The organism is Nostoc sp., assembly GCF_036919575.1.
In the GTDB taxonomy this organism is placed as follows: domain Bacteria; phylum Cyanobacteriota; class Cyanobacteriia; order Cyanobacteriales; family Nostocaceae; genus Nostoc.
In genome coordinates, this window is record NZ_JBALBY010000035.1 from 35,251 (window position 1) to 51,908 (window position 16,658).

The window sequence follows — 16,658 nt, forward strand, 5'->3', positions numbered from 1 at the left end:
TACAAGGAGAGAGAAATAGAAGTGAGATTTTCCAGATAACATGAAAAGTCAGCAAGATTTATCTGTGGGGTCTTTAATTTTGAATTTTGAATTTTGAATTTTGAATTCCCCTCCGGGGTTGACGTAACCCTGAGCAACAAACCAATCCACAGCATCCTTGAGTGCCGCGTTCAGCGAAGATTGAGGTAAACCCAACTCTCGTACAGCCTTAGCAGCATTGTAATACATAGGTTGTTTCGCCATCCGAACTCCATCCAATGGCACTGAGGGCAATTTTCCCAGTGGTGCGAGAATCTTTTCATCAACCCAGGCAACACTAAGGGGCAACCAAGTCGGTACAGTTCGTTGAGGTGCTATTAGACCTGTGATATCGGCGAGTTGTTCCAGTAGTTCCTTGAGAGTGAGGTTTTGATGACCTAAGATATAGCGATCGCCTGATTTACCTCGCTGCAAAGCCAGTAAATGCCCCCATGCCACATCCCGCACATCGATAAAATTCAAACCAGTATCCAAGTAAAAAGGCATTTGCCGTCGTAAAAACCGTAAAATTATATCACCTGTCGGGGTAGGTTTGATATCCAACGACCCAATGGGGCTGCTGGGATTGACAATAACTACCTCCTGACCTGTAGCAACGGCTTGCATAGCTTCTTGTTCAGCCAGAAACTTAGACTTTTTGTAGTCACCCACCAACTTTTCTAAGGGACTCTGATGTGTTTCATCGACGACTTCACCAGATGATCCTACCCCAATTGCTGCCACTGAACTCGTGTAGACGGTGCGCTCAATATTAGCTTTGCGAGCTGCTGCCAACACATTGCGCGTACCCAGGACATTATGAAGATGGAGTAATTCTCGGTCTGTTTGCCACAGCGAATAATGGGCTGCCACATGAAATAAGTATTGACAACCTACCATTTGTTGCCAGAGATTTGGTGAATTCAAATCGCCTTTGACAATTTCCACCTCCAAACCGCGTAGATTCTCCAAATTACTGCTTGAGCGTACCAGTGCTTTGACTGTGTAACCCTGTTGCAACAACAACCGTACCAAATGGGCACCAATAAAACCCGTCCCCCCCGTCACAAAAACTTGCATTAACTTATCCCCCTCTTCTGAAATCGGGGAAACCAATCATCCAAAATGGTGTAAACTACTGGCACAACAATCAAACTGAGGATAGTTGAAGTTACTAGTCCACCTGCGATCGCTACAGCCATAGGCGATCGCAATTCCGAACCAGCACCAAAACCTAGTGCGATCGGTAGCATTCCTAAAATAGTCGAGGCCGTGGTCATCATAATTGGTCTGAGGCGCACTAGTCCGGTGTTGAGGATCGCCTCAGTGCGCTCTAAGCCAGCGTTGCGTAACTGGTTGATGAAATCTACAAGCAAAATAGCATTTTTATTTGCCAGCCCCAGCAAAAAGACGAAACCGATCAGTGAGATCATGCCAAAGTCGCTCTTGGTGATTAATAGCGCCAACATTGCTCCCACCAGTGCCAAAGGCAAAGATACACCAATAACCAGAGGGTCTACCCAGCTTTTGAACAGCAAAATTAGTACCACAACAATACACAGGGCAGATAGAGCTAGAGTAGTGCCGAAACTGCCAAAAACTTCATCTTGACGGGCAGAGTCTCCCCCTAAATTTAAGGAAACATCTGAGGGTAACACCGCCTTTGCTTCAGCTACTACTTTGTCAGTGGCATCACCCAAGGACAGATCCTGGCCAAGATTAGCACTGATGTAGGCCACGCGCTGATTATTCAGACGCTCGATCTGAAAAACCTTGCCCTGCGGATTCGTTTCACCTGTAACTGTGACATCAGCGAATCCCGGTAGCCTCTGAATCCTCTCTTTAATCGCTTTGACTGCTTTGCTCAGAGCTTGGAGATCATTACCTTGTAATGCTATTTGCAAGGGTTTTTGACCGCCAGAATCGACAAATTGAATATCTTCAACACTGGTAGTTACCCCAGAAAGAGCAGGTAAGGAGGAGCGCAATTGATCTTGTAGTTCCCCAGTTGTGATTGTCCGGTTTTCCTTTAACTTTACATATAGTGTCCCTTTATTCGGCTCACCCTCACGAGAACCAACAGTGGTAAATACCGTTTCAACTGCCGGTGATTTTCTCACAACCTCTTCTAGTTTCTTCGCAACCTCAAGAGAGTCGTTCAAAGGATTGGGAATGGGGAGTGGGGAGTTGGGAGTGGAGAGTGGGAATTGGGCATTGGGGTTTCTCCTCTGCCCCTCTGCTCCTCTGCTCAAGATATCTTGAGCTCCTTCGGGGATACTTGGCAAAGGAGCCGTATAAGCAATATTAAATTCGCCGCGATCGAGTTTGGGAATAAACCCTTTGGGAATTAGTGGAATCAGTGCTATACCTGCGATGAAACTGAGGACAGCTAACCCGATAACTATCTTGCGGTGATTCAAAGACCAACTCAGCAAATTTCTGTAAGATTGGGTAAACGCCACCCAGATTTTTGCTTCCTGATGCGGGGAGAGTGAGGATTTAGGTTTTAGCCAGTAAATAGCCAGAACTGGAGATAAAGTCCGAGCAACTAGCATAGAAGCAAGCATCGCGGCTGAAACAGTGATGCCGAAAGGCTTGAAGAACTGACCGATTACCCCACCCATCAAACCTATGGGCAGAAAAACCGCTACTGCTGTCAAAGTGGCGGCGGTGACTGTCAACCCAATCTCATTTGTCGCTAAAAGCGCCGCTTGCCGAGGAGTTTCCCCATCTTCAATGTGTCGCATGATGTTTTCCACATCCACGATCGCATCATCAACAATACTACCAATCACCAAAGCTAAAGCCAGCAGGGTGATTGTCTCCAAGTTAAAGCCGAAAATCGCCATGACGATAAACGTCGCTAACAAAGACGTCGGAATCGCCAAGGCAGAGATGAGAGTTGCCCGCCAATTCCATAAAAAAGGAAAAATTACCACGATTGACAACAAGACTGCTTCCATTAGCGCATCGATTGTTGACTGGGTAGCGTGGCGGATATATTCTGCTTGGGTGGCAGCTAAAGTCAGCTTGACATCCTTGAGGGTAGAGCGTAGCCTTTGGACTTCTTTCTCAACTCGACTCACTACTTCCAAGGTGTTAGCGTTACCGCGTTTGATTACCTGAAATGCGAGTGCATCTTGAGCATTAAACCGGACTAATGTCGCCCCACCTTGGGGGAGAGCCGTTGCACTCGCATTCGCTGGATTTAGGGGAGGAGTTGCAGTCGCTGCGCCCAGTAGTGAGACTTTCAGGATTCCAGGTAGTTTAGCGATCGCACTCACAATCTCATCTTGCGCCAACTTCGTCAAATCTTTAAGATTCCGTGTAGGACTCTCTATGGCATAGCTAATGGCGGCTGACTCATTTAGATTCAGGGGAATAATTTTAGAAGTCGCTCCCGGAGGTAGAGTTAACTGCTTCAGAGCAGTTTCAACCTTTTTGGTCGATGTTTCCAAATTCGTCCCAACCGCAAAAGAAAGACTAACAGCAGTTTGACCAGGATAGGTAGATGAGCGGACATTTTCCAGTCCTTCTAGGGAGCGAAGGCGTTCTTCCACGGGTTTGGTGAGCTTCGCCTCCGTATTCAGAGCAGTTGTCAGGGGGGCTGTAGCATTCACAACCACCACTGGAAAGGTAATATCTGGAAACAAGGCATACTTAAGCGAACTGAAAGCCAGAACACCAGCTACGGTTACGGCAATCCAAAAACTCACCGTCAGCCACGAAAATTGAATCGCCAATTTGGAAATATTGAAGAGTTCTCGTGCGGATTTGGAGTTATGAAGCTTTACCATCTTGGAAAATTATCGTGTGGGTGACACAATTATTAAGCAATTCAAAATTAAAAATTCAAAATTAAAAATGAAAAAACACAATCCTAGCCAGCTGTTTGGGAGCAGCAATCACCTTGGGTTTGCGAGTTTTGGTTACTAGTAAACGGCAATATTATTTATTGTTACTCAGATATGACCCAATCTTTAATGCAAAAGGAAACTTCAAAGATGAAACTTGCTTCTGTTGAGAGGGATAGTGCCTAATTTTTTGCCCATCAACACAATTCTGGTACCTCAGGGAGCAGAATATAAAGCTGTGTGTCGCGCCTTTCGCGGCGTTACTGGCTCCATCCCTACAGTAGTAGCCATACCTGTTGGGATGAAGCCTTTACGCAAATATCTGCAACAAGGACAATTTCTGGCTGCAAAATCCAGAGTGCTGATTATGGGTATATGTGGCAGCTTGAGCGATCGCCATACAGTTGGTGATATTGTGCTGTATCAAGATTGCGTTTATCAGGGGAAGCAGCAAGAATGCGATCGCACTTTCACAGCAAAATTGTACTCAGCACTCAGCACTCCCCACTCCCCACTCCCCACTCCCCACTCCCCACTTTTAGTCAAGTCATTAACAAGCGATCGCCTCATTTGGTCTGCTGCCGAAAAACGCCGTTTAGGTGAGACTTTGGCGGCTGATGTTGTGGATATGGAAGGATTTACCGCCCTAGAGTTTTTCAATGCATCTGGCGTGGACGTGGCAATACTGCGAGTCGTCAGCGACGATTGTCAGCATAATATCCCTGATCTTACACCAGCAATTAACTCTGATGGCTCCCTAAAGCCTTTGCCTTTAGCGATCGCAATGCTTCGACAACCCCTTGCTGCGACTCGGCTGATTCGAGGTTCATTAACAGCATTAAAGGTGTTAGAGCAAGTGACAAATCGGCTCTTTTCAGGCTATAGCCTGAAATAATCTGTTGCGTCTTTACAGCAATTTTCAGCGATCGGAAATAGACGATGCTGTAGGGGAAAAGCCATGCTCGTTGGTGTCAACTTAACGTGAAAGCCAGTCTATAAGCAGCTTTTAAGATTGTCTCGTTCCCAGTCTCCGACTGGGAATGCCCGTCATTGAGGCTCCGCCTCTGTTCCTGGCGGCAGAGCCACCAGTAACTGCATTTCCAGCAAGAGGCTGGAAACGAGATTTGAAAAGGGTTTTGGCTTAAGTTGACACGCATGAGCCATGCTAAACCCCTACGAAAGATATGGTTTTTCACCTGATATAGGAATCATATTTGATTTCTGAAAAAATCTCGGTAGTCTTGTAGTGGACCCTCTAGGCTAAAATGTTGCAAAAAAATTGTCGGTTGGGTGGAGGCTTTGCGTAACCCAACATCGTGATATATGTTGGGTTGCGCTCCGCTCCACCCAACCTACCTTTACGTCTAATGCACTATTTTGCGTAGACAGTCCACTACGTGCATTTCAAAAATCAAATACTAGTCCTATACATATTTGGTATTTCTTGTCAATGCGTAAGTCCTAGTTATAAAAAATTATCTTATGCCTACGGCAGGCTACGCCAACACAAATCAGATAGGATTGCCATATATTTTTTTGCTCTTATTCACCTTAAGACAAACTAAGAACTACTAAGAGGGTAACAATCAACACAATTCCTTCTTAATTGTGAAATTGCTTATGGAATAAGTTTTACAGAAACTTTATCGTTAGATAGATCAAGTATAAGCCTAGATTGGGAAGCATAAAATATAACCTAATAAGGGTTGGGTTCCATGAGAGCTGATTCCACTCGATTGTCAATCAAAAATATTCTTTTGCCAGGATAGCTCGGAACTAATTCGCCTACTATGAAACAGAATTTATGAAACTCAATCACAACCTCTACCTGTACTCGTTCCTAGCTCATTTCGGATGGCTCAAGAAAAGTTACACCGCTAAAATCATGTTGGTGGCATTTTTGGGCACTCATGTACCACTTTTGACCTTACTCTTGAGTTTCGTCATCTCAAACTCCTATTCTTTGGAGATGGCGGCGCGAGTTATGATCGTTGCTCTCTTGGCGACGTTAGCGGGTACGGCTGCCACCCTCTACGCCCTAAACCACCTCCTCAAACCGGTTATTTTGACATCTGCCGCATTGCAAAATTATCTGACCACCAAAACCCTACCGGAATTGCCCACAGAATTTGTTGATGAAGCGGGGACATTGATGGCGGATACCTCACAAACTCTTCACAAATTAGATGAGTTAATTCACTACATCACTAATTATGACGATCTAACTGGATTACCCAATCGTGATTTATTCCGCGATCGCCTCCACCAGATTCTATCTCAACCTGAAAACAACCAGCGCCTTGTAGCTGTCTTTTTGCTGGCTATTGATGATTTCACTGGTATGAGTCATGGGTTGGAGCATCAGACAACAAATTTGTTGTTAAGAGCAGTTGCTCAGAGGTTATCAGCCTGCATCGCACAAACAGATATTCTTGCCCATTTGAGTAAAGATGAATTTGTCCTTGCCCGTACGGACATTATTTCTTTTGAAAGTGTGATTCAGCTATCTCAACTGCTGTTAAGTACGCTGAAAAAACCCTTCTTTTTAGAGGGTAAATCGATTCATATCACCGCCAGCATCGGCATCACAATAAATGATCTAAATGATTCTAATAGCGTAGATGAACTCTTGCAACAGGCTCACATGGCACTGTACCAGGCGAAGCAGCAAGGGCGTAGCCAATACCAATACTATTCGCCGGAAATTAATGCTCAGTTGCAGGAGCGACTGACCTTAGAAAATGAATTATATGGAGCGCTTGGGCGCAACGAAATGCTGGTTTATTATCAACCTCTGATTGATTTAGACAACGGACAAATTACAGGAATGGAAGCGTTGGTTCGCTGGCAGCATCCTACATTAGGTTTGATTTCTCCAGCCAAGTTTATTCCCATTGCCGAAGCCAATGGTTTGATTGTGCCAATTGATCAATGGGTGTTGCGAACTGCTTGTGCCCAAAACCGTGCTTGGCAGCTTGCTGGATTTAGCCCAATTCGGATATCTGTAAATCTGTCATCTCGACAGTTTGAACAACCGAATCTGGTTGAAGTCGTCAGCCAAATTATTCAGGAGACTGGACTCAAAACATCTTACCTGGAACTGGAAGTGACGGAAAGCTTCTTGATGGGTAACATTGAGCGATCGGTTAAAACCTTAAAAGAATTACGAGAACTGGGTATATGGTTGGCTCTAGACGACTTCGGCACCGGTTATTCCTCTCTCAACTACTTGAAGCGCTTTCCTGTGAATATGCTCAAGATTGATCAGTCATTTGTACGGGATGTCACCTCCAATCCTGATAGCGCCGCCATCACCGATGCGATCATTGCCCTCGCCAAAAGCCTCCGATTGAAAATTACGGCAGAGGGTGTAGAAACCAAAGAACAGCTTGACTACCTGCAAATGCGTGGATGTGACGAAGGTCAGGGTTATTACTTCAGTCGTCCTGTCCCTGCTGATATAATTACCCCGATGTTGCAGAAAAGTTCTCAGCAGATGGAGATAATGGCAGCATAGGTGCATACCTAATACCATTGACCGGAAAAAGGCAGATACGTTGGTAGGGGCACAGAAAAAGCTCATTGGTGTCAACTTAAGCCCAAACGCTTATCCCACAGGCGTTTTACCCCCCTTAATCCCCCCTTATAAAGGGGGGAAAAAAAATCCAGTTCCCTCCCCTTTATAAGGGGAGGGTTAGGGTGGGGTAACGCGGATCGTGATGAGAAGCCAAAGAATTGAATATCACGTGCTTGGCAAGGTTTCACCTTAAGTTGACACCTATGAGCATTGCTGTGCCCCTACGAGAAATCTATATGTATCAGGGTTTGTGTGAAATGGTATTACTCGCGGCAGTGGCCCAATAACCGCACCTTTACGGACGGACACCACTACCGTCATCAAGATTAAAATTTCTTAACATCTCGTTACACTAAAGATATCGAGAAGGACGAAAGCAAACCTCTCGAAGCTGAAATCAAAGGTGAGCGACATGAATGGCACAATTCGCGTTGGAAATCTCTTCGGAATTCCCTTCTATATCCATCCGTCATGGTTTTTAGTTCTGGGTTTGGTAACTTGGAGCTATAGCAGTGGACTGGCGGCGCAATTTCCCCAATTATCTGCGGGATTAGCTTTGCTGCTAGGACTGATGAGTGCGCTGATGTTATTTGCCTCTGTCGTCGCCCACGAATTAGGCCACAGTTTCGTTGCGATTGGTCAGGGGATTGATGTCAAATCGATCACACTGTTTATATTTGGCGGTTTGGCTAGCTTAGAAAAAGAGTCGAAAACTCCAGGTGAAGCATTCTGGGTAGCGATCGCTGGCCCATTAGTAAGCTTATTACTATGCGGTATCCTTACAGCTATTGGTATTACGACTGCTGCATCAGGGCCGTTAGCTGCAATTATTGGTGTTCTAGCGTCTGTTAACTTGGCATTAGCGCTGTTTAATCTTATTCCTGGCTTGCCTTTAGATGGCGGAAATATACTGAAAGCCATAGTTTGGAAGATTACAGGTAATCCTTATAAAGGTGTAACCTTTGCTAGTCGAGTTGGACAAATCTTTGGTTGGGTAGCAATTCTTTCAGGTATAGTTCCCCTACTATTATTTGGCAGCTTCGGTAACTTCTGGAACTTGTTAATTGGCTTCTTCTTGTTGCAAAATGCTGGTAATGCGGCTCAATTTGCCAGAGTGCAAGAAAAGCTCACAGGTTTGACAGCCGAGGATGCTGTAACTCATGATAGCCCGATTGTATCTGCTAATCTTAGCTTGAGAGAGTTTGCCGATGAGCGAGTCATAAGTGGGCAAAACTGGCATCGGTACTTAGTGACTGATGATCATGGACAATTAGTAGGTGCGATCGCGGTTGATAATTTACGAAGCATTCCAACAGCACTGTGGTCAGAAACTCCAATCAAAGAAGTCATGCGACCAATTACCGAATCTACCACAGTCCAATCCGATCAACCTCTGCTAGAAGTCATGCAGTTACTCGAACAACAAAAGCTGTCTGTCCTCCCGGTGATTCGTGAAAATGGCGTTCTAGTTGGAATCTTAGAAAAAGCTGCAATTATTCAGCTGCTTCAAAGTCGAACTCAACCTAACCCTGCATAGTTCAATTACGAGCAGTTTTCCCAATACGGTTCGGATAAGGTTTTTTCATGACAGATCCTAGATCACAAAGACGCGATAAATCGCCGTCTTTACAATAATCAGTCCTTTGTAGAGACGGCGATTTATCGCGTCTCTACATTTTTAGTCAATAATCGTTGCCAAGTTAATTCTTTTGTAGTCTCATCCCAATGCCAGCGTAATAAATTAGCGGGTTGACTCTTGGCAATTCCTGGTAAACCAATTGCTTGTCTAGGTGCATTAGTAGCTAAAGCGATCGCACTTTCTACATCACAAATTCCCCATTTTACCAAATTCTGCACTCCCACCAACAAGGCTAAAGTCGTCCCCGACAAAGTTCCATCGGCCAGTTGTGCCGTACCGTTTTTAACTTCAATTTGCCGACTATCCCAAGGATACACGCCATCGGGTAGCCCCAAAGGTGCAAGGGCATCGCTAACAAGAAACAGCCCTTTTTCTTGATAGCTAGCCCGAAGTAAAATTTGCAGCATTGTGGGCGAAACGTGTTTACCATCAGCAATAAAACCACACATCACATCAGGATGAGTAATTGCTGCCCCTAATAATCCTGGTTCGCGGTGATGTAATACTGGCATGGCGTTGAAAGCATGAGTTACCATCGTTGCACCGAGTTCAAACGCACGTTGCGCTTGGGCAGCTGTTGCTTGAGAATGCCCTAAACTGACAATAATCCCCAGAGAACGCAAATATGGAATTACTTCACCAGTGAAATCTAACTCCGGTGCTAAGGTGATGACTTTCACAAGCGTTTCATAATTACCCAAAACCCGCTTTACCTCGTCAATTGTTAAGGGTAACAGGTACTCTGCTGGGTGTGCGCCGCGCTTTTGGAAATTCAAAAATGGGCCTTCTAGATGTACTCCCAGAATCTTGGCACCTGCTTGTTGACTGGGGATAATATCAGCAATAATAGCAAGCGATCGCTGAATGTTTTCTACTGAAGTTGTCACAAGTGTCGGTAAAAATCCATCTACCCCGACATCCCACAAAAATTGCCTTATTTTCTCGAGTATATGAGCATTTTCAGCCGTCAAATCAGGAAATGCCAAACCCAACGCACCGTTAATTTGCAAATCAACACCACCCAATGAAATCCAGTCGCCTGCTACATCTATTATCGATGCACGGCTGTGCGCCCCTACTGTACCCATTGGCAAGATTTGCTCAATTATGCCCTCATGATTAATCAAGAGCATCTGCAAATCTTTGTATCCTGGTACTCTAGCATTGATAATATCTACAGGATTTTGTGTTGCTTGGGTCATCACATTGGCGAGAAGATAGCTAAATCTCATCCGATTTTAGATGAAACAATCACCGATTAATCCAAAATCCAAAATCCAAAATTCAAAATTCTATGACTCCCCTAGTTGGTATTATCATGGGCAGCGATTCTGATTTGCCCACTATGAAAGATGCGATCGCAGTTTGTGAAGAATTTGGCGTTGAGAGCGAAGTGGCGATCGTTTCTGCTCATCGTACCCCAGAACGCATGGTGCAATATGCTCAACTTGCACACCAACGCGGCATTAAAGTGATTATTGCTGGTGCGGGTGGTGCTGCCCATCTGCCGGGAATGGTAGCGTCTTTAACTCCACTTCCTGTCATCGGTGTTCCTATACCCACCCGTAACTTACAAGGTGTTGATTCTTTGTATTCTATTTTACAAATGCCTGCGGGTATTCCGGTGGCAACAGTGGCGATCGGTAATGCCAAAAATGCCGGACTTTTAGCTGTACAAATCCTCGCAACTCAGCAACCAGAATTGCTAGAAAGAGTGCAACAATATCGCCAAACTCTATCTGAATCAGTAATTGCAAAGCAAGCAAAACTAGAACAACTAGGCTATGAGCAATATTTAGAGCAAATGTTTTAATCACCCTAACCCTCCCCTTATAAAGGGGAGGGAACTGGATTTTTTTCCCCCCTTTATAAGGGGGGATTAAGGGGGGTAAAACGCCTGTGGGATAAGCGTTTGGGCTTAAGTTGACACCAATGAGCATTGCTGTGCCCCTACCCGCGTGGTTTATTTACCTGAAAATAGCTGTAAAAGGATTTGGCGCAGCCTCACAAAGAAATGGTATAAGCGCGATCATCTGATCTTGGAATGCGATCGCCGTTTTCGGAGGTCACACTTTGTTAATCTAGAAATACTTGAGCTTGAACCTTAAAACGTTGTGCTAAGTGTTGAATTTGACTCAGGGTTAAGGCTTGATCTTTGTTTAAAATAGCTTTTATTGTTTCCGATGTACCAATTTCAGTTAAATCCGAGAAACTTAGCCCATGTTCCTCGATTAAATAAGCCAATACATCACTCCCGCTACAATTAGGGATAGAATAATGCTCTGCCTCATAAACCCCAATCAGCGTCCCTAACGTATCAAGAAAGTTATAAAGAGGATGCTGTTCATTTGTGCCAATTTCATTAATTAAATCATTTAATCGCTCAATCGCTTGCTCATACTCTTGCTCATTGCGAATCGTAAGCAGGGGTGCGATCGCCTGTCCTTTTAGCTTAAAGAGCATACACGCTGTTTGTTCGTTGGTTCTTACCTATAATAAAGAACAATCGTCATCTCAAGTATTCAGCTTGATGCCCATAATGACACTGAAAGAGCTACAACCTCAACTTTTAGCCCTGTCTTTGAAAGAAAAGGCACAGGCAATTCAGATTTTGGCGGCGAGTCTGGGCAATGGGTTGATTGGCATTGAGAAAACACCAGGCGTGATGGGGGGCGATGCCTGTATTCGGCAGAGTCGAATTCCTGTTTGGCTGTTGGTTAGCCTGCGCCATCAAGGGGCAAGTGAAGCCTATTTGTTAGAAGATTACCCGACGCTAACCGCTGCTGATTTAGTGAATGCATGGCTGTATGCAGAGGTTTATCCTGAAGAGATTGAAGCAGCGATCGCACGCCAAGAGGCGGCTTAAGCGTGGCATTGCTTTATACTGATGAGGGGTTTCCCAAGGTGGTTACGGGGCTACTGCGTCAATTCGGTCACGATGTGCTGACGGTACAAGAAGCAGGGCAAGCCAACCAGCAAATTCCCGATGACCAAGTACTTGCATTTGCAACGATTCAGGGGCGGGCAGTGCTGACAGTGAATCGAGATGATTTTATTCGCTTGCATCGCATCAGTCCAGACCATGCAGGTATCATTGTTTGCACAGAAGATTTAGATCGGCAGCGATTAGCCACCCGGATTAATGAGGCAATTACGGCTGAAGAATCTTTGTTTGGAAAACTTATGCGAGTCAATCGCCCACCTGCACAGAGAAGTGGATGAGTACGCAATTAAAAACCCCTATTGCCATGATTGAAATTCATCAATGGCGCTACGAATTAAGGAAGTTATTTGAGCGCGACGGGTTTCAAAGTTGGCGGCAATATAAATCAGTAAAATGCCAACTAGCAAGCCAACAACCCATTTTAAGAAAGAGTATTGCAAGCTGAAAATTACCGATTGATAGATTGTAGTGATTAAAAAAGTGGCTGTACCAATGTAGAGAAAAGCCCGCACTCGCAAAGCTAATCCGGCAAAAATGGCGATGAGGCTGAAAATCCCTGGTATCCAGACTGTATGTTGATGAAATAAAATAGCCCACCCACAAATTAAACCACTACCTAACACTCTCAGAATATGACGAGCGGTTTTATACTCTGGTAGCTTTAGTTGGATATCGACTTGAGCAATATAAAGCAGTGATAATCCAATGGGTGTTATATACCACAAAGCATCAGTTAGATGTAAGGAATTAAACCAACGGTAAAGCGCCCAATCAATCAACGCCACACTAATATAGGTAAAACGGATGTTTTCACCCACCTTTGCTAGGAAGATGTAAAATCCAGCTGCGAGTAGCAAGGTGATAGGGTAAGTTTGCAGTCTGGTTTCCCATAAAATGATCAGTGGTATGATGTATGCAGCTTGTTGCCAAGGTCTTTTAGACCAACCCCAATTTTCCCAAGGTAGGATGTATAGAAAATAGGCTACTACACAAGCGATCGCACCATTCCAAGGAACTAATGGCCCAGCCCAAAATTTTCCGACTGCTGTCTCGCGCCAATAAATCCTCATACCCGCTATTTCTAATAAGCCGAGGTAAACCCACATCTCGCCGATTGTGATTCCTCCCAAGATGCTGGAGGAAGTGCGCGAATTTTGTCCCTGAAAGATGGCATAACGAATCAAAAATACCCCCGTTGCCAATCCCACCAAACGATTAACTCCAATGGGAGTAATAATGGCAGCCATTAATAAACAGCTACTCCAAACCCAGTGAATATGGGCAATTCCTTTCAGTTCTTGGGGAGTTAAACGTAAGTAGCTGACTAGCCTTGGCGACAAGATGCGGTAAGCATACATGATAGTGGCGCCAAGGGTAGACATGGCAATCAATCCATCACCTAATGCTCCTCCTGAAGCTTGTAACATTTGATAGAACAAAAGTTCATAGGCAGAAATGGATACGCCAATGATTCCTAAATACAGCAGGGGTTTAAAGTTCTCGCGCCGTCGCCCCACGCCAATGATAATTAAAGCTACACCCAAAGAATACAAACCAGTCCATTCGGTGAAGGTATCCAAACGCAGCAATACACTAAATACAGCATAAATTAATGGCAGAATGTGAAAACTGCTAGGAAGCCTTTCTAATTGATGTCGTCGTTGCCACCACTCGCCGACAAGTTGAGCAATTAAACCTAAAGCGATATTTGCGATTGGCAAGCCACGCTCCGCGATCGCAATTCTAACAGTTGAAGGTTCCCCAAATCCCAGCGCTTGGGCAGTCAACAATTCCAAACACCAACCGATGCTATAAAATGCCCAATTTGTCGGTTCTCGCCAACTGCGATAAACAATGGCTGCCAAGGCGATCGCAGTGGCAATTAAGTACAAAAATCCCGAAGTAGTAAACCCTTGGTAAATCAGTACTGAGTGCAACGTCAAACCCAACAACTCAAAACCACACAAGGCGATCGCCCATTTATCACTGGCGGCTGCATATATAACTGCTAATTCGTTACTGCGTCGGCTCAAAACTGTCCGCGCTAACCATAAACTGAGAGTAGCGATCGCTCCCACGACAAACCAACCTGCTAGCGCGAGGCGAGGTAAACCAGGTACACCCGTCCACAGCAGCGCCCCAATGAAACTCAGAGCAAATCCTTCTGTAATTACCGCAGATGTTTGGTTTCGTAAATAGCGTGTATTTACAAACATCAATCCGGTAGCCACAGCTAAACCGATTAATCTGGTTCCTGGTAGCTGTAAAGTAAGTAGCTGGGCAACTCCGACAGCCAAAACGCTTAAGTAACGGCTAGTAGTCCGACGTTCTATAATTGTGCAATTAGCAACACCCGTGAGAGCTAAAGGCGTAACTAGCCATAAGACTCCCCAATCAGCTTGACTATCAGCCAGGCCATACCAAGATAATTCTGCATTCATCCACAATAGGAAAAAACTAGCGGCGGCTAGTCCTAAACCGATGTCCCATGCACTACGTCGCCATAAACCTTCCTCTAGGCTAAATACCCATTCTGCAACCATTAAAGCTAATAAAATACTTGCCCAGGCTTGTTGAGTCAGGGTTGGTAACAGCCAATTAATGGTAGAACAAAAGGTCAGCACACCCATGATGTGAGTTAGATATATCAGGGGAAGGGATGGGGGGGATGAGGGGGATGAGGGGGATGAGGGGGATGAGGGGGATGAGGGGGATGAGGGGGAGCGGCGTTGGGTGACGAATGCGAGAGTGATTGTGGAAAATAGCAGATTTAGCGATCGCAATGTGGGATTTATGAGAGCGATCGTTGTTAAAAAAGCTCCAAATAAGAGGGTGAGTAGTTCGCCAAACTTAGCTAATTCTCGCTTTTGGCGGCGATAGAGGCTATCTGTGAGCGCCACCATCAAAACTACGTAGGGAAATAAAGCTATACTCAGCAATGCCCCAGGTTCATTTTGAGAATTGGTGAGTTGGGTGCCAATTGCGATCGCCCATTTCTGTAAGCTATCAGGTACTAACCGCCAAAAGAGGCAAATCGTCTGTAAGCCAATGACAAAAACTGCCGCGAAGTCAATCTTTAAACTGTACCGCCGCAAGCGATTTACCATAAACCACAAACTCAAACCACTTATAGCGATCGCTTGCCAAGGATAATCTACTACTGAAACCAGCCAACCCAGGAAGAGTAAAATGCTACCGAGTTTTTCCCAGAGTAAGGGGGATGAGGGGGATGGGGGGGATGAGGGAGATGAGGGGGATGAGGGAGATATTACTGTTACTTCTTCTACTCCCCCTGCCCCCTGCACCCTGCCCCCTGCCCTCTCCCTTCCCTGCTGTGCTAACCAAGTCACTAACCAGCCGCAAATACCAATAGCTAATCCCAACTGCGTGACATCTACCCCAGCAACAAAAATTGCCCGCACTAATAACACTATCAAGGCATAAATAATTACAGCAGAAAGTAGACTAATACTTAAGCTATGGCGTAGGCGTAGCCCGTCGTAGACATCGCGCCGATCTTCCTCGCTGACAGAATTAGGTTGTTGGTAAAGATTGTGATAAATGGTAATAATAGTTGTGCCGATCATTGCCACATAAACGGCAATCAAGGGAAATCCTGATAATTGCCAACCCCAATGCAGATAACTCAGCCCCAGAATATTTGCTAGAGGTAATTTGTCGGTATGTAAATTGGCAAAAATGGTGCGATTTTTAGAGAGTAAAACAGTTATAGCAGTAAGGGTAGGACAGGCGATCGCAACTACAATCCAATCCAGAGGATTTTGCCACAACCGAAAGCTATCCATTGCCCAAAAGTTCACTGGGACTAACAAAAGGGTGACAATCAGCAATGTTTGAGCCGTCAATCTGAGATTATTTTGCCTAGTTGCCCAGAAGCTTAATCCCCAGAAAGTCAAAGTATAAGCAAATAAAACTCCATACTGTCCAGAAGCGGGAAACCTCTCCCACTGACTCGCAGCCAGTACCCCAGAGGACACCACTACCAGAAATACCCCTAGAAAAAGCAGCCAACGCACACTCAGTTCTGCTCCCAAGGACTGTAACATTGTGCTGATAAAGTTGGGTTTAGCTGGTTTTTGTTGCGGTTCTCTACGGCTACTAGATTCTAAAGCTACTACGGGCAACTGTTGCACGGATTCGGAAGTTGCAAATGCTACCTTTGTTTTAGCTTTAGCCTGGGGTTGCAACACCACCGCACACACCAGAAATTCTTGGCATAGCTGCCTAACTTGGGTATCGGATATCAAACCTAAGCGCAGCCAGATATCTAGTCCTTCTAATAACTGAGGATGGGAGGATGGCAGTCTGATTTCAAATTTTAGCGGGCGCTCAAGGGGTGATGGCATAAGCGGCAGCAGTATAAGTATATACTTAAATCGTAAATTTAATTAAAGTATATTTTGGCTTTAATTGTGCCACTTATGAGGCTAATTAATATTAATTTTTAACAAAACTGACTCCTGACTCCTGAATTCTGACTCCTGAATTCTGACTCCTGAATTCTGACTCCTGACTCCTGACTCCTGAATTCTGACTCCTGAATTCTGACTCCTGAATTCTGACTCCTGAATTCTGACTCCTGAATTCTGACTCCTGAATTCTGAC

General features: G+C 45.0%; 11 protein-coding genes. 6 read left to right on the forward strand and 5 right to left on the reverse strand.

Translation table 11 applies throughout. The annotated features are described in order from the left end of the window. Positions 1-48: 48 nt before the first annotated feature. The gene (gene hpnA, locus V7K27_RS11390; protein ID WP_334947162.1) at positions 49-1,098 is read right to left on the reverse strand and encodes a hopanoid-associated sugar epimerase; all 1,050 of its coding nucleotides are present in this window, start codon (positions 1,096-1,098) and stop codon (positions 49-51) included. After that, the gene (locus V7K27_RS11395) at positions 1,098-3,815 is read right to left on the reverse strand and encodes an efflux RND transporter permease subunit (RefSeq protein WP_334947164.1); all 2,718 of its coding nucleotides are present in this window, start codon (positions 3,813-3,815) and stop codon (positions 1,098-1,100) included. Before V7K27_RS11395 ends, hpnA begins: the two co-directional genes overlap by 1 nt. 235 nt (positions 3,816-4,050) lie before the next feature. Here V7K27_RS11395 and V7K27_RS11400 point away from each other — a divergent pair, with 235 nt between their 5' ends. From V7K27_RS11400 to V7K27_RS11410, 3 genes are all read left to right on the forward strand, one after another. Further along, positions 4,051-4,767, forward strand: coding sequence for a 5'-methylthioadenosine/S-adenosylhomocysteine nucleosidase family protein (locus V7K27_RS11400; RefSeq protein ID WP_334947166.1), 717 nt, complete (start codon positions 4,051-4,053; stop codon positions 4,765-4,767). 909 nt (positions 4,768-5,676) lie between these two features. Next, positions 5,677-7,389: a putative bifunctional diguanylate cyclase/phosphodiesterase gene (locus V7K27_RS11405; RefSeq protein ID WP_334947169.1), complete on the forward strand. Its 1,713-nt coding sequence runs from the start codon at positions 5,677-5,679 to the stop codon at positions 7,387-7,389. A gap of 472 nt (positions 7,390-7,861) precedes the next feature. Then, positions 7,862-8,986 carry a site-2 protease family protein gene (locus V7K27_RS11410; RefSeq protein ID WP_334947170.1) on the forward strand — a complete coding sequence of 375 codons (1,125 nt, stop codon included), beginning with the start codon at positions 7,862-7,864 and terminating at the stop codon, positions 8,984-8,986. Positions 8,987-9,108: 122 nt separating this feature from the next. On the opposite strand, the gene nagA is transcribed toward V7K27_RS11410, so the two are convergent. Then, entirely contained in the window at positions 9,109-10,290 is a 1,182-nt protein-coding gene (gene nagA, locus V7K27_RS11415) for an N-acetylglucosamine-6-phosphate deacetylase (RefSeq protein WP_334947185.1), read from the reverse strand. Between the two features lie 92 nt (positions 10,291-10,382). On the opposite strand from nagA, the gene purE reads away from it, so the two are divergent. Next, entirely contained in the window at positions 10,383-10,901 is a 519-nt protein-coding gene (purE, locus tag V7K27_RS11420) for a 5-(carboxyamino)imidazole ribonucleotide mutase (RefSeq protein WP_334947172.1), read from the forward strand. 263 nt (positions 10,902-11,164) lie between these two features. Here purE and V7K27_RS11425 read toward each other — a convergent pair whose 3' ends face one another. Next, a complete protein-coding gene (locus tag V7K27_RS11425; RefSeq protein WP_334947174.1) occupies positions 11,165-11,551 on the reverse strand; it encodes a helix-turn-helix domain-containing protein in 387 nt (128 codons plus the stop codon). A 76-nt stretch (positions 11,552-11,627) separates the two neighbouring features. Here V7K27_RS11425 and V7K27_RS11430 point away from each other — a divergent pair, with 76 nt between their 5' ends. Continuing rightward, positions 11,628-11,954 carry a DUF433 domain-containing protein gene (locus V7K27_RS11430; protein WP_334947176.1) on the forward strand — a complete coding sequence of 109 codons (327 nt, stop codon included), beginning with the start codon at positions 11,628-11,630 and terminating at the stop codon, positions 11,952-11,954. A gap of 2 nt (positions 11,955-11,956) precedes the next feature. Further along, on the forward strand, positions 11,957-12,310 hold the full coding sequence (locus V7K27_RS11435; protein WP_334947178.1) for a DUF5615 family PIN-like protein: 354 nt from the start codon (positions 11,957-11,959) through the stop codon (positions 12,308-12,310). Between the two features lie 18 nt (positions 12,311-12,328). Here V7K27_RS11435 and V7K27_RS11440 read toward each other — a convergent pair whose 3' ends face one another. Next, entirely contained in the window at positions 12,329-16,399 is a 4,071-nt protein-coding gene (locus tag V7K27_RS11440) for a DUF2157 domain-containing protein (RefSeq protein WP_334947180.1), read from the reverse strand. Positions 16,400-16,658 lie beyond the last annotated feature (259 nt).

Bases quoted from the DNA above. Each gene is read 5' to 3' on its own strand.
- V7K27_RS11425 (WP_334947174.1), bottom strand. From the start codon at position 11,551: ATGCTCTTTAAGCTAAAAGGACAGGCGATCGCACCCCTGCTTACGATT.
- hpnA (WP_334947162.1), bottom strand. From the start codon at position 1,098: ATGCAAGTTTTTGTGACGGGGGGGACGGGTTTTATTGGTGCCCATTTG.
- nagA (WP_334947185.1), bottom strand. From the start codon at position 10,290: ATGACCCAAGCAACACAAAATCCTGTAGATATTATCAATGCTAGAGTA.
- V7K27_RS11430 (WP_334947176.1), top strand. From the start codon at position 11,628: ATGACACTGAAAGAGCTACAACCTCAACTTTTAGCCCTGTCTTTGAAA.
- V7K27_RS11440 (WP_334947180.1), bottom strand. From the start codon at position 16,399: ATGCCATCACCCCTTGAGCGCCCGCTAAAATTTGAAATCAGACTGCCA.
- V7K27_RS11410 (WP_334947170.1), top strand. From the start codon at position 7,862: ATGAATGGCACAATTCGCGTTGGAAATCTCTTCGGAATTCCCTTCTAT.
- purE (WP_334947172.1), top strand. From the start codon at position 10,383: ATGACTCCCCTAGTTGGTATTATCATGGGCAGCGATTCTGATTTGCCC.
- V7K27_RS11395 (WP_334947164.1), bottom strand. From the start codon at position 3,815: ATGGTAAAGCTTCATAACTCCAAATCCGCACGAGAACTCTTCAATATT.
- V7K27_RS11405 (WP_334947169.1), top strand. From the start codon at position 5,677: ATGAAACTCAATCACAACCTCTACCTGTACTCGTTCCTAGCTCATTTC.